21 protein-coding genes and 1 pseudogene are annotated in these 22,659 nt (G+C 44.1%); 16 read left to right on the forward strand and 6 right to left on the reverse strand.

From position 1 onward, the window contains the following. Positions 1–280: 280 nt before the first annotated feature. Both R7P35_RS03690 and R7P35_RS03695 read left to right on the forward strand, forming a co-directional pair. Complete coding sequence (locus R7P35_RS03690; protein WP_169628660.1) at positions 281–2,605, forward strand: FdhF/YdeP family oxidoreductase; 2,325 nt, start codon at positions 281–283, stop codon at positions 2,603–2,605. Positions 2,606–2,800: 195 nt separating this feature from the next. Further along, entirely contained in the window at positions 2,801–3,277 is a 477-nt protein-coding gene (locus tag R7P35_RS03695) for a DM13 domain-containing protein (RefSeq protein WP_005376099.1), read from the forward strand. Between the two features lie 198 nt (positions 3,278–3,475). Here R7P35_RS03695 and R7P35_RS03700 read toward each other — a convergent pair whose 3' ends face one another. Continuing rightward, positions 3,476–3,925, reverse strand: coding sequence for a YkgB family protein (locus R7P35_RS03700; RefSeq protein WP_005376100.1), 450 nt, complete (start codon positions 3,923–3,925; stop codon positions 3,476–3,478). A 147-nt stretch (positions 3,926–4,072) separates the two neighbouring features. On the opposite strand from R7P35_RS03700, the gene R7P35_RS03705 reads away from it, so the two are divergent. Then, positions 4,073–4,873 carry a PhzF family phenazine biosynthesis protein gene (locus tag R7P35_RS03705; protein ID WP_042520943.1) on the forward strand — a complete coding sequence of 267 codons (801 nt, stop codon included), beginning with the start codon at positions 4,073–4,075 and terminating at the stop codon, positions 4,871–4,873. A 139-nt stretch (positions 4,874–5,012) separates the two neighbouring features. After that, entirely contained in the window at positions 5,013–5,711 is a 699-nt protein-coding gene (locus tag R7P35_RS03710) for an aspartate/glutamate racemase family protein (protein WP_054575437.1), read from the forward strand. 66 nt (positions 5,712–5,777) lie between these two features. Here R7P35_RS03710 and R7P35_RS03715 read toward each other — a convergent pair whose 3' ends face one another. Beyond that, positions 5,778–7,481 (reverse strand): FAD-dependent oxidoreductase, encoded by a 1,704-nt coding sequence (locus tag R7P35_RS03715; protein ID WP_053303645.1) that lies wholly within the window; start codon positions 7,479–7,481, stop codon positions 5,778–5,780. Between the two features lie 151 nt (positions 7,482–7,632). Here R7P35_RS03715 and R7P35_RS03720 point away from each other — a divergent pair, with 151 nt between their 5' ends. Genes R7P35_RS03720 through R7P35_RS03730 form a run of 3 tightly spaced genes read left to right on the forward strand, consistent with a single transcriptional unit; the run spans position 7,633 to position 8,797 of the window. Continuing rightward, on the forward strand, positions 7,633–7,923 hold the full coding sequence (locus tag R7P35_RS03720) for an ArsR/SmtB family transcription factor (protein ID WP_005376206.1): 291 nt from the start codon (positions 7,633–7,635) through the stop codon (positions 7,921–7,923). A 5-nt stretch (positions 7,924–7,928) separates the two neighbouring features. Then, on the forward strand, positions 7,929–8,342 hold the full coding sequence (locus R7P35_RS03725; RefSeq protein ID WP_372036149.1) for a YeeE/YedE family protein: 414 nt from the start codon (positions 7,929–7,931) through the stop codon (positions 8,340–8,342). A gap of 14 nt (positions 8,343–8,356) precedes the next feature. Continuing rightward, the gene (locus R7P35_RS03730) at positions 8,357–8,797 is read left to right on the forward strand and encodes a YeeE/YedE family protein (protein WP_205391164.1); all 441 of its coding nucleotides are present in this window, start codon (positions 8,357–8,359) and stop codon (positions 8,795–8,797) included. A 36-nt stretch (positions 8,798–8,833) separates the two neighbouring features. Here the strand turns inward: R7P35_RS03730 and R7P35_RS03735 are convergent. Next, a pseudogene (locus tag R7P35_RS03735) lies at positions 8,834–9,708 on the reverse strand (endonuclease/exonuclease/phosphatase family protein). A 309-nt stretch (positions 9,709–10,017) separates the two neighbouring features. Between R7P35_RS03735 and nrdD the strand changes: the two are divergent. Further along, positions 10,018–12,138 carry an anaerobic ribonucleoside-triphosphate reductase gene (gene nrdD, locus R7P35_RS03740; RefSeq protein WP_005388026.1) on the forward strand — a complete coding sequence of 707 codons (2,121 nt, stop codon included), beginning with the start codon at positions 10,018–10,020 and terminating at the stop codon, positions 12,136–12,138. Between the two features lie 84 nt (positions 12,139–12,222). Beyond that, entirely contained in the window at positions 12,223–12,693 is a 471-nt protein-coding gene (nrdG, locus tag R7P35_RS03745) for an anaerobic ribonucleoside-triphosphate reductase-activating protein (protein WP_017634628.1), read from the forward strand. Positions 12,694–12,777: 84 nt separating this feature from the next. Here the strand turns inward: nrdG and R7P35_RS03750 are convergent, their stop codons facing one another. Continuing rightward, positions 12,778–14,163 (reverse strand): MATE family efflux transporter, encoded by a 1,386-nt coding sequence (locus tag R7P35_RS03750; RefSeq protein WP_318091678.1) that lies wholly within the window; start codon positions 14,161–14,163, stop codon positions 12,778–12,780. Positions 14,164–14,283: 120 nt separating this feature from the next. Here R7P35_RS03750 and R7P35_RS03755 point away from each other — a divergent pair, with 120 nt between their 5' ends. The 3 genes from R7P35_RS03755 (at position 14,284) to R7P35_RS03765 (ending at position 17,179) form a co-directional block, all read left to right on the forward strand. Further along, positions 14,284–15,141, forward strand: coding sequence for an AraC family transcriptional regulator (locus tag R7P35_RS03755; protein WP_064376844.1), 858 nt, complete (start codon positions 14,284–14,286; stop codon positions 15,139–15,141). Between the two features lie 155 nt (positions 15,142–15,296). Continuing rightward, positions 15,297–16,484: an aromatic amino acid transaminase gene (locus tag R7P35_RS03760; protein WP_047101084.1), complete on the forward strand. Its 1,188-nt coding sequence runs from the start codon at positions 15,297–15,299 to the stop codon at positions 16,482–16,484. A gap of 11 nt (positions 16,485–16,495) precedes the next feature. Further along, the gene (locus R7P35_RS03765; RefSeq protein ID WP_318091679.1) at positions 16,496–17,179 is read left to right on the forward strand and encodes an ATP-dependent zinc protease; all 684 of its coding nucleotides are present in this window, start codon (positions 16,496–16,498) and stop codon (positions 17,177–17,179) included. A 129-nt stretch (positions 17,180–17,308) separates the two neighbouring features. Here R7P35_RS03765 and R7P35_RS03770 read toward each other — a convergent pair whose 3' ends face one another. Continuing rightward, entirely contained in the window at positions 17,309–17,845 is a 537-nt protein-coding gene (locus R7P35_RS03770) for a hypothetical protein (protein ID WP_017634623.1), read from the reverse strand. Positions 17,846–17,999: 154 nt separating this feature from the next. Then, positions 18,000–18,374 carry a YgiW/YdeI family stress tolerance OB fold protein gene (locus tag R7P35_RS03775; protein WP_005376220.1) on the reverse strand — a complete coding sequence of 125 codons (375 nt, stop codon included), beginning with the start codon at positions 18,372–18,374 and terminating at the stop codon, positions 18,000–18,002. A 155-nt stretch (positions 18,375–18,529) separates the two neighbouring features. On the opposite strand from R7P35_RS03775, the gene R7P35_RS03780 reads away from it, so the two are divergent. The 4 genes from R7P35_RS03780 to modC all read left to right on the forward strand — a co-directional run bounded on the left by R7P35_RS03780 (position 18,530) and on the right by modC (position 22,626). Further along, on the forward strand, positions 18,530–19,981 hold the full coding sequence (locus R7P35_RS03780; RefSeq protein ID WP_213904500.1) for a cobyric acid synthase: 1,452 nt from the start codon (positions 18,530–18,532) through the stop codon (positions 19,979–19,981). A 69-nt stretch (positions 19,982–20,050) separates the two neighbouring features. After that, positions 20,051–20,806: a molybdate ABC transporter substrate-binding protein gene (gene modA / locus R7P35_RS03785; RefSeq protein ID WP_136976386.1), complete on the forward strand. Its 756-nt coding sequence runs from the start codon at positions 20,051–20,053 to the stop codon at positions 20,804–20,806. Between the two features lie 27 nt (positions 20,807–20,833). Continuing rightward, positions 20,834–21,523 (forward strand): molybdate ABC transporter permease subunit, encoded by a 690-nt coding sequence (modB, locus tag R7P35_RS03790; protein WP_064376841.1) that lies wholly within the window; start codon positions 20,834–20,836, stop codon positions 21,521–21,523. Next, positions 21,520–22,626 (forward strand): molybdenum ABC transporter ATP-binding protein ModC, encoded by a 1,107-nt coding sequence (gene modC, locus R7P35_RS03795; protein ID WP_005388041.1) that lies wholly within the window; start codon positions 21,520–21,522, stop codon positions 22,624–22,626. The genes modB and modC overlap by 4 nt, the downstream gene beginning before the upstream one ends. Positions 22,627–22,659: the final 33 nt, after the last annotated feature.

Here is a 22,659-nt window from a genome sequence, read left to right on the forward strand (position 1 = left end):
GACGCATATTGAATAACGACTTAATCTTTGATTTAGATCAAGGCGCAACAATGCGAATTGAATCTAACAGTCTTAGAAACAGTAGGCGGGTATCCGATATCAAGAATCTAGATAAGTAAACGCTCGGACAAGCGAGAGCATGTTGAGTGGTTACTTATTTGGATTAAAAAATACATGGATTAGAAACTAAGCCCTTCAATACTTCCGCATTATCTCAATAAATAACGCGCTTGTTTTCACGGGCACCCTGCTTGCTGGTATATCTGCGAGGAGTAAAGTCGTGAGCCAAAAAGAACAAATAAAAACATACAAAGGTCCAGCTGGTGGTTGGGGGGCACTGAAAGCCGTAACCAGAAGTTGGTGGGGCAGTGAAAATGCAGTTAAAAACATTCGCACTATGCTCAAAACCAACCAAAATGGCGGTTTCGACTGCCCGGGATGTGCATGGGGCGAGTCGCCAGATAGTGGTAAAGTCAATTTTTGTGAGAATGGCGCGAAAGCGGTAAACTGGGAGGCGACCAATCGTCTGGTTGATCCTGAGTTTTTTGCCAATCACAACGTTTCATCTCTCTCAACGCAAACCGATTACTGGTTGGAATACCAAGGCCGTATCACGCACCCAATGCGATACGATGCCGAGTCCGACCACTATGTACCTGTCTCTTGGGATGAGGCTTTTTCTCTTGTGGCTAAACATCTCAATCAATTGGATTCACCGCACCAAGCTGAGTTTTATACCTCTGGTCGTGCAAGCAACGAAGCGGCGTTTTTATATCAGCTATTTGTGCGCGCATTCGGTACCAACAACTTCCCAGATTGTTCCAACATGTGTCACGAAGCCAGTGCAATAGGGATGAAAGACACTATTGGTGTTGGTAAAGGCACAGTGATCTTTGATGATTTTGAAGAAGCTGATGCGATTTTTGTGATTGGTCAAAACCCGGGCACGAATCACCCACGAATGCTTGAACCTCTGCGCGAAGCGGTAAAACGTGGTGCACAGGTTATCTGTCTAAACCCGCTCAAAGAGCGCGGATTAGAGCGTTTCCAAAACCCACAAATGCCGATTGAGATGTTGAGTAACGGCTCAGAGCCTACCAACACGGCGTACCTGCGTCCTGCTTTAGGTGGAGACATGGCAGTGTTTCGTGGCATCGCGAAATTCTTGTTGCAATGGGAAAGCGAGGCATTGCAAAACGGTGGCAAAGCGGTATTTGACCGTGAGTTCATCAAGCAACACACGATAGGTATTGATGAGTATTTGGCTGAAGTGGACGCAACCTCTTGGGAACACATCGCTGAACAATCGGGTCTTGATTTAAGTGAAATCGAGATGGTGGCGAGCATGTATCGACGTGCAGAACGTGTGATCATGTGTTGGGCAATGGGGTTGACTCAGCATCGTCACTCTGTGCCAACCATTAAAGAAGTCGCAAACGTGCAAATGTTACGAGGTAACGTTGGAAAGCCGGGCGCGGGTCTTTCACCAGTGCGTGGTCACAGTAACGTTCAGGGCGACCGTACGATGGGCATTGATGAAAAACCTTCAGATCTGTTATTGGATCGCATTGAAAGTCGATTTAACTTTGCCGTCCCGCGTGGTGAAGGCCACAACACTGTGCAAGCCATTAAAGCGATGGAAGAAGGACAAGCGAAAGTATTTATCGGTTTGGGCGGTAACTTTGCACAAGCAACGCCAGACACAGAACGTACGCACAACGCGATGCGAAACTGTAATTTAACCGTACACATTTCGACGAAGTTAAATCGTTCTCACCTTGTCACAGGTAAAGATGCGCTTATTCTTCCGTGCTTAGGCCGTACCGAGATTGATCAGCAAGCGACGGGCCCACAAGGTGTGACGGTTGAAGATACTTTCAGCATGGTGCATATCTCATTTGGTCAGCTAAAACCGCGTTCGGAGCATTTGCGTTCAGAACCAGCGATTATTGCTGGTATTGCCAATGCGACACTCGGGGCAAAACCAATTGATTGGTTGTGGGCAATTGAAGATTACGACCGTATTCGCGATTTGATTGCCGACACGATTCCGGGTTTTACCGACTTTAACCATAAGCTTAAACACCCAGGTGGATTCCACTTGGCAAACCCAGCTGCCGAGCGTCGATGGAATACACCAAGCGGCAAAGCACAGTTCAGCTCTAGCGAGTTGCCGAAGCAGTTGATCAGCGAAGCGATACTCGAAAAAGGCCAAAAGCCAGATTTGATTTTGCAAACCATGCGCTCACACGACCAATACAATACGACACTTTACGGCTTAAATGATCGTTATCGTGGTGTATTTGGCATGCGCGAAGTGCTGTTCATCAATGAAGCGGATATTCGTAAACTCGGTTTTGAACCGGGCGACAAAGTGGACATGGTGTCATTATGGGAAGATGGCGTAGAGCGTCGCGTAAGCGGATTTACGCTTGTTGCCTATGATGTGCCAGCAGGTCAGGCGGCGGCTTACTATCCAGAAACGAACCCATTGGTTCCTTTGGACAGTTATGGGGATAGAACGTTTACGCCAACCTCTAAGTTTATTGCGATCAAATTGGAAAAATCGACATCCGATAAGATCGCTTTGGTGGAAGCGGAATAGTGACCAAACCGGCACAACGACATTTCCGATAAGCAAACGGCTGATATTAATTATCAGCCGTTTTTAATTGCGCTCAGTCTGCATTTAGTGCGCATAGCTTGTGTATAATGTTAATGACATTATGCTGCTCGATAATAGACAGATAAGGCCGATTTGAATCTAATTTCAAGTAGTAAAACTAATAAGAAGATGCTTATGACCTTGAAAAATATAATTAAATTAACAATCAGTCACTTAGTGGCAGTTTCTATTGGCATTGCGATAGGTATCTATACTTTACCGATCCTTATTGCACCACCTGCGCCGACCGATGAACAAGTTGCTAAGAGCAAGCAAGGTGCAGAATACAGCGCAGTGTTTAAGAGGGAACTCAAAGGTAGCGATGCTTTTCATTGGGGAGAGGGAGAAATTCATTTGAGTTCTGAAGTCATTACGTTGGTAGGAAAACTCGCTCCCGGACCAGACTATAAACTCTATCTATCTCCTAAGTTTGTCGAAACGGAACAAGAGTTTAATGACCTTAAATCTGAGATGAGCTTAATTGGTGATGTCAAAACGTTCGATAACTTCGTTGTTGAGGTTCCTCAAAGCACTTCAATTTCTGAATACAATACGGTTGTTGTATGGTGCGAGACATTCGGTGAGTTCATTACTTCGGCAAAGTATCAATAAACCTTAGCAGTAGAGTGAAAGGCTTTTCTTTTCACTTTACGCTAGGATGTTGTTTCGCATAATTAAGAGGCAAAGACTCTTAAACATTCTAAATTTAAGAGCCTTTGTTTAGAGTTATTGACAGAACCATTCGACTTGTAAGTCGTTTGCACCTTTCAGGCTACGTTCTGGAAAAACAAGATTTCGAACTATTTAGAGTTATTCTCTGTTTGGCTTGTTTCGTTCGATGACGCTAATCGCAATGGCTAAAAATAGAATATCTTTTACTAAAAAGAAGTTTGTCACCAAAACCCCATCAGACACTTTCCATGTATTCGGTGTCGTAATTAGAAAGCTGAGTGTCGCAAGAAAAATAATTGCGGCGGCTATGCCAGAAAAATAAGCGACTCGTGTGTTTTTAAGGCCAACGATTAATCCAATAGCGACAATGATTTCTGTTGCGCCAATGATGTTTGATACGGCTTGAACTGACATCACATCATACAACCAACTCATCAGAAAATGATTTTCAACGAGCGGTTGTATAAGCTTGGCCTCTGTAGGTGTGAATTTATAAATACCAATCCATATTAGAACTAAAGAAACGCCGAAAACTCCGATAAGATATCCAATTGAGTCACATTGATGATGGCTTTTTACGTTTTGCATAATTAACTACATTCTCCTGTTTGTTAGCGCTTCCAACAAGACCTATAAGGTTGGTAGAAAATTTCATAGGTTTTTTTCGCTCAAACAACAGATATTAAAAATCACGTGATACAGAATTACGTGTTTGATAGAACTTAAGGATATTTCGTGGAAGTTAAAATTTTTCAGGTTGACTCGTTTACATCAGAGGTTTTCAAAGGTAATCCCGCGGGTGTTTGTATCACAGAGTCAAGCCTTGATGAGGAAACGATGTTGGCCATCGCGGCCGAGATGTCGTTATCTGAAACGGCATTTCTGTCACTCAATACAATGCAACTTCGTTGGTTTACACCGAGGACGGAAGTTGCTTTGTGTGGACACGGCACACTTGCAACGGCGCACGTTCTGAAAGAGCAGGGGTTATATAATACTGGAGATACGATTGAGTTCGTTACGCTATCTGGGGTTTTAACTGCACAACTCGATCATGAAGAAATTCATTTGGTGTTTCCTGCGCCAACTTTAGATATGAGAGCGAGTATTAACAAAGACTTACTTCATGGCTTGGGGCTAGATGCCGCCAATGTAGTCGCCTACGGTCAGTTTGATAATAAGCAGTTGATCGTCATTAATGATGAATTTGTGCTTGAACAGCTCGACCCTGATTTTGGTGCGCTGCTTAAACAAAAAGGCCGTGGCGTCGTCATCACTGCTCAATCAAGCACTGACGCCGATTTTGTCTCTCGATACTTCGCGCCTTGGGTAGGTGTTAATGAGGACCCAGTTACAGGCTCTGCACATTGCGCTTTATGTGTTTACTGGGCTAAAGAGCTCAACAAAAAGCAACTGAAAGGCTTCCAAGCCTCCAAGAGAAGTGGGGTCGTCCATACAGAGTTGTTAAGCACTGAGCACGTTAAGCTTTCTGGAAATGCAGTAACGATATTGCGAGGATATATGAGAATCGCGTAGCGGTCCTTGTGGGAATGATTTTATTTTCGTGTTACCCAATGCTCAATAGTGAAGACGCTTGAATGCTGCTTATTTAAGTGGCTGATTTTTTTTGTAAAAACACCCCTGGCACGGTGGTGTATAACGATTGGAGAGTTATATGAAAACTATCGGTCTTCTAGGTGGTATGAGCTGGGAGTCGACGCTTAGTTATTACAAATTGATCAACGAAGGAGTCAAAGAGGCGTTAGGCGGCCTAAATTCCGCAAAAATTTGTATGTATAGCGTGAATTTTTCGGAGATAGAGAAACTTCAACATCAAGGTAAATGGGAAGAAACGGCAAGCATTCTATCTGATGCTGCATCTTCAATAGAAAAAGGGGGCGCTGACTTCATTCTTATTTGTACTAACACAATGCACAAAGTTGCGCCTCAAATTGAAGCCAGTATTAATATCCCCATACTACATATCGCAGACGCGACTGCTGAGTTACTTCGTGAGAAAGGGGTTCAAAAGGTCGGACTCCTTGGTACTCAATTCACAATGGAGCAAGACTTTTATAAAGGAAGGCTTTCCGACCGTTATGGGCTTGATGTCATAATTCCCGATCAAGACGACCGCTCTAAAGTACATAACATTATTTATAAAGAGTTATGCCAAGGTGAAATCAAAGAGGAGTCAAGGACGATATACTTGCAAATTATTGAAAAACTAAAAGAGCAGGGAGCTGAAGCTGTGATTCTCGGGTGTACTGAAATTGCCTTACTTGTAAACCAAAGTCACACCGATGTTACACTACTCGATACCACTTCTATCCATGCTCAAGCAGCAGTCCGTTTGGCAATTGAAGGTGAATGATCTACGCTTTCTTTCCTGCAAAAAAAGAGAAAACCAAGCACGTGGTTTTCTCTTTTTATTATCAAGTTATAAGCGAGCAAATTTGAGAGTTCTGTATCCACCAATCAAGTTGCGGGCTTTGTAACCATTGTTGACCAGCTGACGGTATGCTACGTTACCACGTAACCCAACTTGACAGTAAATCACGATCTCTTTGTCTTTAGGAAGTTCGTGCATGCGACGACGTAGTTGATCGACAGGAATATTAATTGCACCTTCAAGATAACCAACGGACTCCAATTCACCAGGATTACGAACATCAAGTAACAGTTGGTCTTCTGTCAGTGAATCCATTTCATCATAATGAATCGCAATCGCGTCACCTTTGATGATGTTATTTGCCACAAACGCCGCTTGGTTAATTACATCTTTAGCAGAGCCATAAGGTGGCGCGTAAGTTAGCTCGAGGTGTTGCAGTTGCTCTACCGTCATACCAGCACGCTGAGCAACTGCCATTACGTCGATACGTTTATCAACACCGTCTTTACCTACTGCTTGCGCACCTAATATTTTACCTGTTACTGGATCAAACAGCATTTTGAATGACACGGTTTCTGCACCTGGGTAGTAACTCGCGTGACTTGCTGTATGCACATACACTTTTTCATAAGCGATGTTTTCACGTTTCAGCTGTTTCTCGTTTTTACCAGTAGAAGCGACGGCTAAATCAAAAATCTTACAGATCGCCGTGCCTTGCGTACCTTGGTAAGTTTCTTGGCGGCCAAGCATGTTGTCTGCTGCCATTCGGCCTTGACGGTTTGCCGGGCCCGCAAGTGGCACTAGAGTTTGCTCGCCAGTCACAAAGTCTTTCTCTTCTACCGCGTCGCCGACAGCGTAGATCGAAGGATCGCTGGTTTGCATGTATTCATTGATATAAATACCACCAAGAGCGCCGATTTCTAAGCCAGCTTCTTTTGCTAATTTGGTCTCGGGGCGAACACCAATTGCCATAATCAGAATATCGGTGGTGAGTCTTTCACCATTGTTTAGTGTTAATTCCAATTCACCTTCTAGATGTTGGTGTTTTTCGCTCTCACCAGAGTCGAAACTTGCCACGTGCTCGTTAGGTACGAATTTCACCGACTCAAGTGCGACGCCAAGTTTAAGGTCGATGCCTTTCTCACGAATTTCAGCATGTGCGAAGCCAGCCATTTCACGGTCAACGGGCGTCATCACTTGATCCGCCATTTCAACTAATGTGGTTTTTATGCCTAGCTGGTGGAAGGCTTCCATCATTTCCAAACCGATAAAACCACCACCAACGACCGTAGCGTGTTCAACTTTGTTGGTTTCGATCGTTTTAATGATGCGATCCATATCTGGAATATTGCGCAGCGAGTGCGTTAACGGGTTATCAATACCCGGAATAGGCGGCACAACTGGACCTGCGCCAGGGCTGAGTAGAAGAAAGTCGTAGCTCTCTTGGTATTCAGAGCCATCAAGCAAATTGTTAACCGTAACCGTTTTGTCTTGACGGTTAATAGAAACCACTTCGTTCATCACACGGACATCAACATTGAAACGCGCTAAAAAGCTCTCAGGCGTTTGAAGAAGCAGTTTGCTGCGCTCTTGGATATCGCCACCAATGTGATAGGGTAAGCCACAGTTTGCAAATGACACAAATGGACCGCGTTCAAACATAATGATTTCTGCGTCTTCACTAAGACGACGAGCGCGAGCTGCTGCAGATGCACCTCCAGCAACCCCACCAATAATCACGATTTTGCTCATGGATTTCTCCTGCTGAATGATCGAAAACGCCTACACCTTACTTAAATAAATTAGCTAAGTCTAATGTTATTTAATCTACATTAGCATTGACTTAATAATATTAATTAGTAATATCTAATGAAATGTAATGTAGTAATGAAGAGGCATAAGAATGGGCGACAGTATGCTACAAAGTGCGACCGAAGCGAGTGAGCTGCTTAAAATTATGGCTCATCCAGAGCGCCTAATCGTGATGTGTAAGCTGATTGAAGGCGAGAAAGGGGTTGGTGAACTGTTTGAAGGTTCATCATTAAGCCAATCTGCTTTTTCACAACATCTCACCGTATTGAGAAAGCACGACATTATTAAAGCTAGAAAAGTTTCTCAGCAGGTATTTTATTCAATTTCTGATGAAAGAGTTGGTCCGTTGGTTGAGGCCTTTAAGCAAGTTTTCTGTAAGTAATTAGTTTGGCGGTTGCTATGTTTGAAGTTCCTTGGATGTCGCTGTTGGGCGGCATAATAGTTGGCGTATCAGCGATAACACTGATGCTATTTACTGGCAAGACTGCTGGGATCAGTGGGATCTTAAACGGTGCCGTTGAGAGCGCAGACCGCGTTTGGCGAATTGTTTTTTTAATTGCGATGGTATTAGGTGGCTTGTTTGCTGTTTATGTTCTTGGCGGGCATGTACCAGATCAGTACAGCGGTTCTCTTATTTTAGTTATCGTTGCTGGCTTGTTAGTCGGTGTTGGTACGCGTATCGGCAATGGTTGTACTAGTGGCCATGGCATTTGTGGAATAGGGCGTTTCTCAATCCGTTCTGTGGTCGCGACGTGTACTTTTATGGCCACAGCCATGTTAACCGTCTTGCTAGTATCGTGAGGAATAGTGTCGTTATGAAAACTCACGTAATGAAAAGTATTAAGCAAATGTCCGTTGTTGCATTTTCTGGTGTGCTCTTTGGTATTGGTATGGTGGTCTCTGGTATGGCAGATCCGGCAAAAGTGATCGGCTTTCTTGATATTACCGGTTCATGGGACCCAAGCTTAGCCTTCGTTATGGGCGGAGCACTTGTTGTGTTCGTTCCTGCTTATCTTTTATTAATAAAGCCAAGAAGCGAATCTGTGTTTGGTGATGAGGTTGTCTGTCCGACTTCTAAAACGATAGACAAAAAGTTAGTCGTTGGTGCAGCACTGTTTGGTATTGGTTGGGGCTTACTGGGTGTGTGTCCTGGTCCTGCGGTTGCCAGCCTTTTTACTGGCAACACACAAGTTCTGCTCTTTATAGCGGCAATGTTGGTTGGGTCATTCACCGCTAAAAGAGTGGTTCGTCAATAAAGAAAGTACTTCAACGTTAAAAAGAGTACTTAAACGCTAAAAAGTGAGTGTCGTAGAAACCGGGCAATGGTCACTCAGTTTATAGTCGAGTACATCTTGTGTTTTGAAAACGGTTTGAACACCAGACGACGCCTTTAAATCACCACTCGCAATGATGTGGTCTATCACCGAGCGGAATTGGTGGGTTTTATTCGGATTACGATTAGAGCGCACTTTACATTCCGCTTTAGTGTCTTTAGTCACTAGCTTTGCACTAGCTTTGCACTAGTATTGTCCGATATCACGTCCCACAACCAATCTCCTTGATAACCCAAGTTGTGGTTAAAGTCGCCAAGCACGACATAATGTTGTTTGTTGTCCTCGCGCGCCTTTATCCACTTAGCTAGTGCCTGTCCTTGTTGTTTCACTATCTTACAATCGCGGTTATTACGATACGCGCCACTGCAACCCGCTTTCAGATGTACAGAGAGTAGGTGAGTCTCGTTTTCTTGGTTTGGATTTAAAACAAGGTAGCTCGCGAAGCGAAGCTTGCTGTTGCCTCGTGTGATAGAGAAGTCTGGCTTGTCTAATACGCTTACGCCATTGCGCACGGCAAAGCCTGTGTATTGGTTGGTGTCGTTAAACTGAAGGTGTCGGTTGGAGGCGTTTGAACGATCGGAAAGATAAATAGTGAAGTCATTGCCAACGGCTTTTTGGATGGCAGCAGCACTTTCGACTTCTTGAAAAGCAAGAATGTCGGCTTGTGTTTTATCCACATAGTGGGTCAGTTTTTCAAAATCTTGTGGTGTTCTCGACACTTTTCCACCATCTATAAATAACCATTCTATGTTCCAACTGGTTAGATTGATGGAGTTTTGAGCAAATGAAAGAGAACTAAAAAGTAATATTAACGTAACAAAAAGTGATCGCATTTTGGCCTGTTGCACTCCTATCTTTTAGCGTATTCCTTTCCATCCTTTATCCTACAAGACCTCCAAAAATAGCAAGTAGATTTAGTACCAATTTTGCAATTTTCATGGTTTTCTTCGCAACTGAGATCAACGCCAATAAGATCGATTTCTTCTTGTTCGCTAGCCAATCTTTATTGATCAAAATCAATGTTTTCGAGTGGTGCTTCTCGTTAAATACGCCACAATATATTGTGTTGCTAGAATAAAAAATAACCCCATATAGTGTGTTTGTGGATAACTCTGTGAGTATGCTCGGGTAAGGAGAACAAGGTGAAACCAATCGTAATCAAACGCGACGGATCAAGAGCTCCGTTCAACAGGGATCGTATCCAAGCAGCAGTTGAAGCAGCAGCGGAAAACAAAGATAAAGATGTCGCTATTTATGCTCTTAATGTGGCTCTTGCTGTCGAGTTACAGTTAAGAGAACACGATGAAGTTCACATCCATGAGATTCAAGACTTAGTCGAAAATGAACTCATGCAAGGTCCTTACAAAGCCCTAGCGCGTTCTTACATTGAATATCGCCACGATCGCGACATCGCTCGTGAGAAGCAAAGTGCACTAACTCGCGAAATCGAAGGTTTGATTGAAGAAAGTAATCTGGATCTAATCAACGAGAACGCGAACAAAGACGGCAAAGTAATTCCGACTCAACGTGACTTGTTGGCTGGTATCGTAGCGAAACACTACGCGAAGACGCACATTCTTCCTCGCGATGTGGTTCAAGCGCACGAAGTGGGTGACATTCACTACCACGATTTAGACTACGCACCGTTCTTCCCAATGTTTAACTGTATGCTTATCGATCTTAAAGGCATGCTGACGCATGGTTTTAAAATGGGTAACGCTGAGATTGATACGCCAAAATCAATTTCGACTGCAACAGCGGTAACAGCACAAATCATTGCTCAAGTCGCGAGCCACATTTACGGCGGTACAACCATCAACCGTATTGATGAGGTTCTAGAACCGTACGTAATCACAAGCTACGAGAAACACCTAGAGATTGCAAAAGAGTGGAACATTGCTGAGCCAGAAGAGTTCGCAAAAGCGCGCACTGAGAAAGAGTGTTACGACGCATTTCAATCTCTAGAGTACGAAGTAAACACGCTGCATACAGCGAACGGTCAAACCCCATTCGTTACGTTCGGTTTTGGTCTTGGTACAAGCTGGGCATCCCGCCTGATCCAGAAATCGATTCTGAAGAACCGTATTGCAGGTCTAGGCAAGAACCGTAAAACAGCGGTATTCCCTAAACTTGTATTCGGCATCAAAGATGGTTTGAACCACAAATCAGAAGATCCAAACTACGACATCAAGCAACTTGCGCTTGAGTGTGCGTCTAAGCGTATGTACCCAGACATTCTTAACTACGACAAAGTAGTGGAAGTAACCGGTTCATTCAAAACGCCAATGGGTTGCCGTAGCTTCCTTGGTACTTACGAAGAAAACGGTGAGCTGATTCACGAAGGTCGTAACAACCTTGGCGTCGTGAGCTTGAACCTTCCTCGTATCGCTATCCGTGCAAACGGAAGCGAAGAGAAATTCTACGAGCTTCTAAATGACCGCCTACGTCTTGCTCGTAAAGCACTAGAGACACGTATCTCTCGCCTTGAAAACGTGAAAGCACGTGTGGCCCCAATCCTATACATGGAAGGCGCATGTGGTGTTCGCTTGAAAGCAGACGACTCAATCGCAGATATCTTCAAGAACGGTCGTGCGTCTATTTCTCTTGGTTACATCGGTGTACACGAGACAATTAACGCGCTATTCGGTACAGAAGCGCACGTTTATGATGACGCTGTTTTGCGTGAAAAAGCGGTCGCGATCATCAAGCATCTAAAAGATGCTGTGAATCAATGGGCTGACGAAACAGGTTATGGCTTCAGCTTATATGCAACGCCAAGTGAAAACCTATGTAGCCGTTTCTGCCGCATCGATGCGAAAGAGTTCGGCGTAATTGAAGGCGTAACAGACAAAGGTTACTACACCAACAGCTTCCACCTAGATGTTGAGAAGAAGGTGAACCCATACGACAAGATCGACTTTGAGATGCCTTACCCAGAAATCTCAAGCGGCGGCTTTATCTGTTACGGCGAGTTCCCGAACATGCAACGTAACGTTGAAGCACTAGAAAACGTATGGGACTACAGTTACACCCGAGTGCCTTACTACGGTACAAACACGCCAATTGATGAGTGCTACGAGTGTGGCTACAACGGCGAGTTTGACTGTACAAGTAAAGGCTTCACTTGCCCAAGCTGTGGTAACCATGACTCAACTAAAGTATCAGTAACACGTCGAGTTTGTGGCTACCTAGGCAGCCCAGATGCACGCCCGTTTAACTTCGGTAAGCAAGAAGAAGTGAAGCGCCGAGTTAAACACCTGTAAGGTTTACTACCACTCGTTTTAACACTTTGAAAATCAACTTTAAACAGGTTGATTTTCTCTTTCGCGATAACACAGAGACGCATTATGAATTACCACCAATACTATCCAATTGACGTTGTTAACGGACCGGGTACGCGCTGCACGCTGTTTGTGTCGGGTTGTGTGCATCAGTGCCGTGGGTGTTATAACCAGTCGACGCAACGTTTGGATTCTGGTGTACTTTTCACGCAAGAAGCGGAAGACAAAATCATCGCTGACTTAAACGACACGCGTATCAAACGCCGTGGCTTGTCGTTGTCGGGTGGAGATCCGCTTCACCCTGCTAATGTGCCTCATATTTTGAAGATAGTGAAAAGGGTGAGAGAGGAGTGCCCAGGTAAAGACATTTGGGTTTGGACTGGCTACACGCTGACGGAACTGAATAACGCGCAAAGGGAAGTGGTGCAATACATCGATGTTTTGATTGATGGTAAGTTTGAACAAGACAAGAAAGACCTCAATCTCGAATGGCGTGGCAGTTCAAACCAAATCATTCATCGCTTTACGGACATCTAATCAAGCATTCTCCGCACATAAAAAGGGCTCACGCGTGCATAACGGGTGAGCCCTTTTGGTGTGAGTTCGTTAATGTCTTTTTGGTTACGCTGTCACCGATTGGTCATCTTCAACCATATTATTTATCCAACGTTTAGATTGAATACGGTAAGTCGTCAGTACGCCTTTCACTAACTCTTCCGCGAGCAGAGACATCAAGACAAAATGCAAAGGCAGCCCTAACACCATGCCTGTGTAATAAGTAAGGGGGATGCCAATAGCCCACTGACCGAACGTGTCGATGAAAATGCTATAGCGAATATCAGCGCCACTCTTTAGTACGCCGCCAATCCCAACCATGTTAAACACCCTCAAAATCATACCTAGCGCCATGACTAAACATACGTTAAGTGCCATGTCTGCATCGGTTAACGGGCTCAGTACCAATAGGTGATGAATCATGGGCGAGCTCAACCACACTAGGAAAAACAGCAAGGTGGCTAAGATTGCGCTGGTTAACACATACCACCACGCCGTTTTCTCGACTCGGTCATAATGTTTTGCACCAATATCATTCCCAAGAAGAACGGATGCAGCGACCGCAAATCCCATAAAGGTTGAAATCAGTACCCCTTCAATCGGTGATAAGAATGAGATGATCGCCAGTTCTGAAACGCCCAATTGACCATAGATGATGCTGTAAACGATCAATCCACCAGTCCAAAGTGCATCGTGGACCAACATGGGTAAAGAAACCTTAAAGTACTTTTTTCGATACTGTTTTAAGCGGCCTTGTACCCAATCGAACTTAGTCGGAATTAGGTAAGCATATCGTTTGTAGAAAAAATAAATCAAGACGGCGGTTTGGAAAAATCGAGAAACAAAACTACCTACGGCTGCACCAAATACGCCCCATTGAGGGAAACCAAATAAACCAAAAATCAAAACATAATTAAGCGCGACGTTAACGACAATGGCGGAGATACTAACGTTGGTTGCCAGTTTGGTTTGGCCCACGGAGCGCAATACCGCTTCAATCGGTACTACTATCGCCGTAGCAATGAGGCTAAAGCCCGTAACCACAAGATAATCACGTGCATAAGTGACGTATTCAGGATCGTCTGACATAAAAGAGACGATCTCTTCATCAAAAATCGCATAAAGAACGATAAACGGCAGCGTCACCAAAATGGAAATAAACCAAGATTGCGCCAACGTTCTGCGAATTCCGGCTAGGTTTCCTGAGCGGTAGTATTGAGAAGCAAGTACGGTAACTGCACCGCACAGGCCAAAGACAACCGCTAGGTTGAAGAAAAAGATACGATTTCCAACTCCAACTGCTGCCGTTGCAGATTCTCCGAGTAGGCTTACCATGAAAATATCCACGACGCCGAGCAAAGCAAAAAGCATGGACTGAAGTGAAACAGGTAGGCCAATCGTAATCAGCTTTTGCCAAAATGCTTTATCGATGTATTCGCGTGTTAAGAGCATCGCATTTCTCCTTAAAGATTAATGCGAGTAGTTTATCCTCATGATTTGGCGCTGTATTTTTCAAAGGAATCCAAAACCTTTGTAAAACTCTCTACTAACGCACATGTGAGCCAATAAATCATGGAAGATAAACAAGAACGCTACGCGATTTCAGAAAAAACTTATCAAGAGTTTATTGATCACAGTCGAGTATTAGCACTTGAGGAGAGAGGCATTGTGCAGTGCGGCATTGCCACTTGTCGTGACTTCTTCACTGTTTATCGTAAAAACCAAAAGAAACACATGCTGCTCTATACGGTGCGTGGTAAAGGGTGGCTAGAGAGTGGGACTTATCGATACGATTTGGAACCGGGCTCGTTGATTACAGTACCCGCAGGTGTTGAAAACGGTTTTGGTATAGAAGAAGAACCTTGGCAGATCGCGTGGCTTTTTCTTGCTCCTGATAGAGAGTGGCCGATATTAGAATGCGATGTTCGCTACCAGCTTTCATCTACACCTGAAGTGATGTATGCATGTATCCAAACGTTACTACGCAGCATTAACCTTCCAATCGATTATGGTGGTGCGGTAGGTGAGCATAGTGTGGCTCAGTTAGAGCTGATGTTAAACATGCCGCCCTCAGAGTCGATATCACGCAGCCAATTGAGGCTTCGGCGTGTATTTGACCTTGTCCAACGTCAGCTCCATAAGGATTGGAGCGTTGAGCAGGTGGCGGCTCTATATCCATGTTCGGAGCCTCATTTGCATCGACTGACTCAAAAGCAGTTTGGTCGAAGCCCAATGGCACATTTAACGCGTATGCGCATGGAATATGCTGCTAGGTTACTTCGTTCAACAGAATGGCCAATTCAGCATATTGGAGAAATAGTCGGATATCCGACCAGCGCTAACTTTAGTACACGTTTTAAAGCGTGGTCGACCATGACACCAAGAGAGTTTAGAAAAAACGGTAGAGTGGATTGGTACAACGAGGAGTGAATCGTTCTTTTTCTGAACGATAGAGCGCACAAAACTCACCGCAATCCAGAATTTTGTTCTCTAATTGATGAAATAAGTGAAAAATCATTTCGTCATTTTTTGCGATGGTGTTAACGTGAGGTTCGGTACTTGAATTTCAAAGGGTTATGACTTTCATGTTTTCTAATCTCCCAACTCCCGTATTAGATCCTATTTTATCTCTATCCGTTGCATACCGTAACGATGAACGTCCAAACAAGGTTGACCTTGGCATTGGCGTATACAAAAACAGCGCAGGCGAAACGCCGATTATGAAAGCCATTCAAATGGCGCAGGATGTCGTTGTTGAAACTCAAAAAACCAAGTCTTATGTTGGTCTTGCAGGTTGCGAAGAATTTAATAAAAGCATGATCGATTTGCTACTGACGGGAACGTCTGCAATGGATCGTGTTGCAGCTATTCAAACGCCAGGTGCAAGTGGTGCGCTGCGTATGCTCGGTGATCTAATGAAGATCGCACAGCCAGATACGACGGTTTGGATTTCCAACCCAAGCTACGTAAACCACAAGCCAGTGATGGAAGCAGCAGGCCTTAAAGTTAAGTTCTACCACTATTTCTCTTCGGAAACGAAACAAGTAGACACCGAAAAAATGATGGATGATCTTGCGAAAGCTGGGCCTTCAGATGTGGTACTTCTTCATGGTTGTTGCCACAACCCAACTGGTGCGGATATTGACTTCTCTGCTTGGCAAGCCATTACAGAATTGTCGCAGAAGAACGGTTTCATCCCATTTGTGGACATTGCTTACCAAGGCTTCGGTGATGGCCTAGAAGAAGACGCAAAAGGCCTTCGTTTTATGGCAGATAACGTTGAAGAGATGTTGATTACTACTTCATGTTCGAAGAACTTTGGTCTGTACCGTGAACGAACTGGTGCAGCGATTGTGGTTGGTAAGAACATGCATGATGTAACCAATGCAAAAGGTAAACTCCTCACTCTAGCTCGCTCGACTTACACGATGCCACCCGACCATGGTGCAGCTTTAGTTAAGACCATTCTGCAAGATGACAATCTCACTTCCGTTTGGAAGCAAGAATTGAGTGAAATGCAACATCGTTTGGTTAGCCTTCGTCAAAGTTTGTGTAACGAGTTGAGAAACAACCATAATACAGATCAATTTGATTTCATTGAGGGTCACAAAGGCATGTTTACTGTGCTAGGCTTTAGTGGAAACCAAATGGCGCAACTGCGTGAAGATTATGGCATTTATGGTGTTGGCGATGGTCGAATTAACATTGCCGGACTTACCGAAACTCATATTCCATACGTAGCGGACGCAATTAAGAAAGTATCTCAAGCTTAATTGGAGTGTGGATGAAAAACTGGAAACTGATTCTGCCGCTTATGATGAGCGGCAGTTTAATTGCTTGTACGTCAACTCAAACGACGCAGGAACCTGTTGAGCCAGAGTCGCCAAAGGTCGAAGAGCCCGTTAAAGTCGAGCCAGAAGTGAAACCTGATGTAGATCCAAAGCCAGAGGTGGAGCCCAAACCAGAAGCGAAACCTGAGAAAAAGCCGGAACCAAAGCCTAGGAAGCCAGTCAAGGTCACAAAAACACCCGATGGCATGTTAATTCTTGGTTCTGAAGAATGGGTTTATGTTCCTGAAATTGACCAGACTTTCAAGGCTAGAGTCGATACAGGTGCGACAACATCATCAATTAGTGCGACTGACATTGTTCCGTTTGAGCGTGATGGTAAAGACTGGGTTAAATTTAAGATAGATTTAGGTGACAAAGACACCAAAGAATTTAAAGTACCCGTTGAGCGCTGGGCTAAAGTTAAGCAGTCTTCGTCAGAAGAGGTGGATAAACGAGCGGTGGTAAAAGCCTACATTACCGTTGGGGATCACAAAGAAAAGACAGAGTTTACGTTAGCGGATCGCGGACATATGACGTTTCCAATTTTGCTTGGTCGAAGCTTTTTTAGAGATATCGCCGTTGTAGATGTATCGAAAAAATATGTGCAAGATAAACCTAAAAAAAACGCTAAAAACTGATGTATTACAGCTAGTTTCTGCTACAAGCTAATAATTCGTGATTAACAAAAAATGGCCTCCAAAATTGGAGGCCATTTTTATTGAATCATATGCTTGCTTGTGATGCCCTGGTAGTCATAGTCATGTCCACTAAAATGCAAAACGAGCAGACATTACAATTTGCTGGCCATAGACACCATTATTTTTGAAATCTGCACCAAGCGATAGTTGCTGAGTTGAGTGGAATCGTGCGCCCAGATTGTAAATGGTGTTCGAATCGTCATTATCTATGATTTGGCCGATACGGCCATGTAGCTCAACATTTTGCATAAACCAAATACGAGTGCCAATATTCACTTCCGTGCGCCACTCGTCGCCCACTTTATCACTGCCGTTCTCTTTAATGTTGTGTACCAACATTTGGCCATAAATATCTGCAAATTGGCCTGCTGGCCCATTAAAGCCTATACCACCAGCAATGTCCCAGTCTCCGCTGAATTCACTGTCTGCGCGAGCAATGAAATGGGTATTCTCTGTAAAGTAGGTATTGAACTCGCCACCAAATGTACCAGGGCTAGTGCCCATGCGAAATTCCATCGTGTTGTAGTTGAAATTATTTGCGTGTGCGGAAAGTGGCAAAATAGCACACAAACCAAAGGCTGCAACCTTTAGAGCTTTACCTAGCATGGTGTCTCCGGGCAAGATGATTAAAATGAACAAAAAAATGGTCTGCAAAAAGCAGACCAAGATTGATAAAGCTATCATTTTAAGTGCTTGCCGTCACTATTTAGCTGTAATCGTCACTACATCATGTTGATATGCACAACAATCGGGGTTTGTTTTACATGACCACGAGTTGTTCGACTTCAATCTCTGGTTTGTTCCCGCCTTCAAATTCGCCAAACAGACGGACTTTAGTCGTGTGATCAATCGGAGTATTTAGCTGAATATCGTCATCGAGTTCGACCATCACTTCACCGGAACCATCGCTAAAGACAAACTTATCCGCGCGAACTTGACGCAATAAGTTACCTTCAACGACCACATCTTTTTCAGTAAACATATTGGAGTCGTTTAGCAAGGCATCCAATTTTTCCACAGTGACAGGACCGTTAAACTGCAAGTTTGATTGGTTTTGAGCGTTATCTTTCGCGAACGCGATAGAAGGAGCAATAGCTAAGGCGGCGATTGTTGCGATAATTGTATTCTTTTTCATGTTACATCCTCATCGGTTTGTTTTGATGGGGTCATTAAAACAGGGCTTGTTTGAACCAATGATGATTTCAACATTCATATTCTATTCATTTGCTTGAGTAAGTGGGGACGATGACGTTATGATTGTTCATCTTCCTCTATTCCTTACAAACATTCATGAAATCAGCGATCCCATCTTTAATGGTTCAAGGCACCACTTCGGATGCCGGAAAAAGTGTCCTTGTGGCAGGTTTATGCCGTGTATTAGCACGAAAAGGGATAAATGTTGCCCCATTTAAGCCACAAAACATGGCACTAAATAGTGCGGTAACCAAAGATGGCGGTGAAATAGGTCGAGCACAGGCCGTTCAGGCACAGGCGTGTAATATTGAGCCAACTGTACATATGAATCCGGTTTTAATTAAACCTAACAGTGATACAGGTGCTCAGATCATTTTGCAGGGTAAGGCGATTTCCAATATGGATGCGGCTGGCTTTCATGATTACAAGAAAGTGGCGATGGATACGGTGTTAGATTCCTTCTCTCGTCTGACTCAAGAATTTGATTCGATCATTATCGAGGGTGCGGGGAGTCCTGCTGAAATCAATCTACGAGAAGGCGATATTGCAAACATGGGTTTTGCTGAGGCCGCTGATGTACCAGTGATCATTGTCGCTGATATTGATCGTGGTGGAGTGTTTGCACATTTGTACGGAACACTTGCGTTACTTTCTGAATCTGAACAAGCGCGAGTAAAAGGATTTGTTATCAACCGTTTTCGAGGTGATATTCGTTTATTGCAATCGGGCCTCGATTGGCTAGAAGAAAAAACAGGTAAACCTGTACTTGGTGTACTTCCTTTTCTTCATGGTTTGAATTTAGAAGCAGAAGACGCGATCACTGCACAGCAAGAGTTGCACTCTGAGGTAAAACTGAATGTTGTTGTGCCTGTTTTAACCCGGATTAGTAATCATACTGATTTTGATGTGCTGCGATTGAATCCAGACATCAATCTACGTTATGTAGGTAAAGGCGAAAAAATAGATAAAGCCGACCTGGTTATTTTGCCTGGGACCAAATCGGTCAGAGACGATCTGGATTATCTAAGAAGCCAGGGGTGGGATAAAGATATCTTGCGTCATATTCGTCTTGGTGGAAAAGTGATTGGTATCTGTGGCGGCTACCAGATGCTTGGAAACTTGATTGATGATCCAAACGGCGTCGAAGGCCAACCAGGTCAAAGCGAAGGACTTGGCTTGCTTGATATCACTACGACGCTAACTAACAGCAAACAGCTTACAAACACACAAGCACAGCTTTCTCTTAACGGCAAAACAGCCAATGTAAAGGGTTATGAAATCCACGTAGGGCGAAGTGAAGTACGGGGCCTGCAACCTCTTACATTCAATTCCGGTGAAGCGGAGGGGGCGATCAGCGAGTGTGGCCAAATCATGGGAACCTACCTTCACGGGTTCTTTGACGAGGCAGATGTCTTAAGCCTGGTATCAGAATGGGTAAACGGCATCCAAATCAAACAACAAGACTTTGAAGAGTTAAAGGAGCAAGGCATTAATCGCATCGCAGATGCGATAGAACAACATATGCGCCTTGATTTTTTGTTTAAATAGCCCATTAACTGATTGAACTTTATATTTAAATAACCTGTTCTTTCGCTTGCCTTGTATTGGAGTATCTCTATGAAAGCATGGAAACAGTATGCTTGCCTTACGGTAGTATTAAGCATTTCATTTTCAGCAAACGCAGCAACGAACCTAAAAGTGTATGCAGCCTCTTCTATGACGAATGCGATTAACGAGATCGCGCAAAACTTTGAAGAAAAGTATGACGTTTCTATCACTCCCGTTTATGGTGGTTCTTCTTCTATCGCTCGACAAATTATCAATGGCGCACCAGCGGATGTATTCATTTCTGCGAACACGAAATGGATGGATTATTTGGTCGATAAAGACGTCATTTATCATGACAATGTCACAAATCTAGTGCGCAATAGCTTAGTGTTGATTGCTCCTCAGTCTTCAGAATTAACCTCATTTAACTTTTCTGATGCAAAGGCATGGGAGAAGGCATTGCATGGAAATCGTCTTGCTTTAGGCAATCCGACGTCAGTACCTGCTGGTATGTACGCGAAAGAGTCATTGACTACACTGGGTGTATGGAAAGCGGTTCAAACTCACGTCGCACCAGCAAAGAATGTGCGCTTAGCTTTGGCGTTGGTTGAACGTGGAGAAGCGCCTTTAGGTGTGGTCTACAAAACCGATGCTCAGTTAACTGATAAAGTCAAAATTCTCGGCGAATTTGCGAGTGATACGCATGCGGCTATTGTTTACCCGGCTGCAATTGTGAATGATTCTACTGAGTCGGAGCAGTTCTTCCAGTACCTAAAATCGGACGAAGCCGCACGCGTTTTTGCTCAATATGGCTTTCAGCAATAAACCGGCCTTCAATTATAGGAACGAAGCGTGACAGAACTGGAATACCAAGCCTTAATGTTAAGCCTCAAAGTAGGCGCGTACGCAGTACTTTGGCTGATTCCTCTCGGCGTTTTTCTTGCTTGGCTACTTTCTCGAAAAACGTTCTTTGGTAAATCGATTCTCGATAGCTTAATTCATTTACCACTGGTATTGCCGCCAGTGGTAATCGGCTATTTATTGTTGATTTCTTTAGGACGACAAGGGTTCCTTGGAAAGTGGCTCTATGAAAACTTAGGGGTAGTATTTAGCTTTAATTGGAAAGGGGCAGTAGTCGCTTGTATTGTCGTGGCTTTGCCTTTGATGGTTCGTTCAGTACGCTTAAGCTTAGATAGCGTCGACCCTAAATTGGAGCACGCGGCCTCTACGTTAGGCGCTTCTCCTTTAAAAGTGTTTCTCACCGTCACGTTACCACTGACCATTCCCGGAATTATTACGGGCACGATGCTGTCATTTGCTCGTAGTCTTGGCGAATTCGGGGCGACGATCAGTTTCGTCTCTAACATTCCGGGTGAGACCCAAACGATTCCGCTGGCAATGTACAACTTTATTGAAACGCCAGGTGCAGAAATGCAGGCGGCTCGTCTGTGTATCATTTCTATCGCGTTAGCCTTGTCTACATTAATGATCTCTGAATGGCTAAATCGTAAAGCGGCAAGCAGATTGGGTGCGAAGCAATGACGATTAAAGTCCAATTTAAACAAATGCTTGGTGAGACAGACTTCGACATCAAACTTAAGTTACCCTGTAATGGAATTAGTGCCTTGTTTGGACGATCTGGTGCAGGTAAAACGACGTTGATTAACATCATCAGCGGATTGGTCACTCCAAGGCAAGGGTATGTTGCGGTTGGTGAGCATGTTTTGTTTGACAGTGAACAGGGAATCAACCTACCAACGCACAAGCGTGGTATTGGTTATGTGTTTCAGGATTCACGTTTGTTTCCTCACTATTCAGTTCAAGGCAATTTGTTATATGGCGTTAAAGAAAAAGATGACGAGTATTTTGATGCAGTCACCGAACTCTTATCTATCAAACCGTTACTAAAGCGCTTTCCGGTATCACTTTCTGGTGGTGAAAAGCAACGTGTTGCGATTGCGCGCGCATTGCTATCTAAGCCCAATTTGCTTTTGATGGATGAGCCACTTGCCTCACTCGATATGCCAAGAAAGCGTGAGGTAATGCCTTTTCTCGAGGAGTTGTCGGAGAAGGTAAATATTCCTATTATCTATGTCACACACAGTCTCCAGGAAATTTTAAGGCTTGCTCAGCACCTTGCAATTATTGACCAAGGTAAAATTTCGAGTTCAGGTAAGCTTGAGGAAGTGTGGGCTTCTCATGCTATGCGTCCATGGCAATCTTTCTCAGATCAAAGCAGCTTATTTGAAGGCCGGATTGCTGAACATCATGAACGTTATGCACTGACTTGTATCAGCCTTGCACCTAATGTATTCCTGTGGGTGCAAAAGATTGACGGAACACCAGACACGCCAATACGCTTGCAAGTGCGTGCCAACGACGTTTCTATCACGCTCGAGCAACCCAAGGCGACGTCGATTCGAAATATTTTGCCTGCTATTGTCGATTCCATTGAGGCGTTTAACGCAGCCGATGACAAGCAGAGTATTAATGTATCACTCAAGCTAGACGAGAAATGTTATTTGTGGGCAACGATCACACCGTGGGCCCTTGATGATCTCAACCTAAAAGTTGGTAGCCGTGTTTTTGCACAAATTAAAGGTGTCAGTGTGACACAAAAAGATATGGCACTAGCGCCTCATTAACCGTTTAGACTGATTTACGCTTCATGATCAAAA

The sequence above is a fragment of the Vibrio sp. Vb0304 genome, from assembly GCF_033338995.1.
Taxonomy (GTDB): domain Bacteria; phylum Pseudomonadota; class Gammaproteobacteria; order Enterobacterales; family Vibrionaceae; genus Vibrio; species Vibrio alginolyticus.

Bases quoted from the DNA above. Each gene is read 5' to 3' on its own strand.
- R7P35_RS03695 (WP_005376099.1), top strand. From the start codon at position 2,801: ATGACCTTGAAAAATATAATTAAATTAACAATCAGTCACTTAGTGGCA.
- R7P35_RS03700 (WP_005376100.1), bottom strand. From the start codon at position 3,925: ATGCAAAACGTAAAAAGCCATCATCAATGTGACTCAATTGGATATCTT.
- R7P35_RS03710 (WP_054575437.1), top strand. From the start codon at position 5,013: ATGAAAACTATCGGTCTTCTAGGTGGTATGAGCTGGGAGTCGACGCTT.
- R7P35_RS03715 (WP_053303645.1), bottom strand. From the start codon at position 7,481: ATGAGCAAAATCGTGATTATTGGTGGGGTTGCTGGAGGTGCATCTGCA.
- R7P35_RS03720 (WP_005376206.1), top strand. From the start codon at position 7,633: ATGGGCGACAGTATGCTACAAAGTGCGACCGAAGCGAGTGAGCTGCTT.
- R7P35_RS03730 (WP_205391164.1), top strand. From the start codon at position 8,357: ATGAAAACTCACGTAATGAAAAGTATTAAGCAAATGTCCGTTGTTGCA.
- nrdG (WP_017634628.1), top strand. From the start codon at position 12,223: ATGAATTACCACCAATACTATCCAATTGACGTTGTTAACGGACCGGGT.
- R7P35_RS03750 (WP_318091678.1), bottom strand. From the start codon at position 14,163: ATGCTCTTAACACGCGAATACATCGATAAAGCATTTTGGCAAAAGCTG.
- R7P35_RS03755 (WP_064376844.1), top strand. From the start codon at position 14,284: ATGGAAGATAAACAAGAACGCTACGCGATTTCAGAAAAAACTTATCAA.
- R7P35_RS03760 (WP_047101084.1), top strand. From the start codon at position 15,297: ATGTTTTCTAATCTCCCAACTCCCGTATTAGATCCTATTTTATCTCTA.
- R7P35_RS03765 (WP_318091679.1), top strand. From the start codon at position 16,496: ATGAAAAACTGGAAACTGATTCTGCCGCTTATGATGAGCGGCAGTTTA.
- R7P35_RS03770 (WP_017634623.1), bottom strand. From the start codon at position 17,845: ATGCTAGGTAAAGCTCTAAAGGTTGCAGCCTTTGGTTTGTGTGCTATT.
- R7P35_RS03775 (WP_005376220.1), bottom strand. From the start codon at position 18,374: ATGAAAAAGAATACAATTATCGCAACAATCGCCGCCTTAGCTATTGCT.
- R7P35_RS03780 (WP_213904500.1), top strand. From the start codon at position 18,530: ATGAAATCAGCGATCCCATCTTTAATGGTTCAAGGCACCACTTCGGAT.
- modA (WP_136976386.1), top strand. From the start codon at position 20,051: ATGAAAGCATGGAAACAGTATGCTTGCCTTACGGTAGTATTAAGCATT.
- modC (WP_005388041.1), top strand. From the start codon at position 21,520: ATGACGATTAAAGTCCAATTTAAACAAATGCTTGGTGAGACAGACTTC.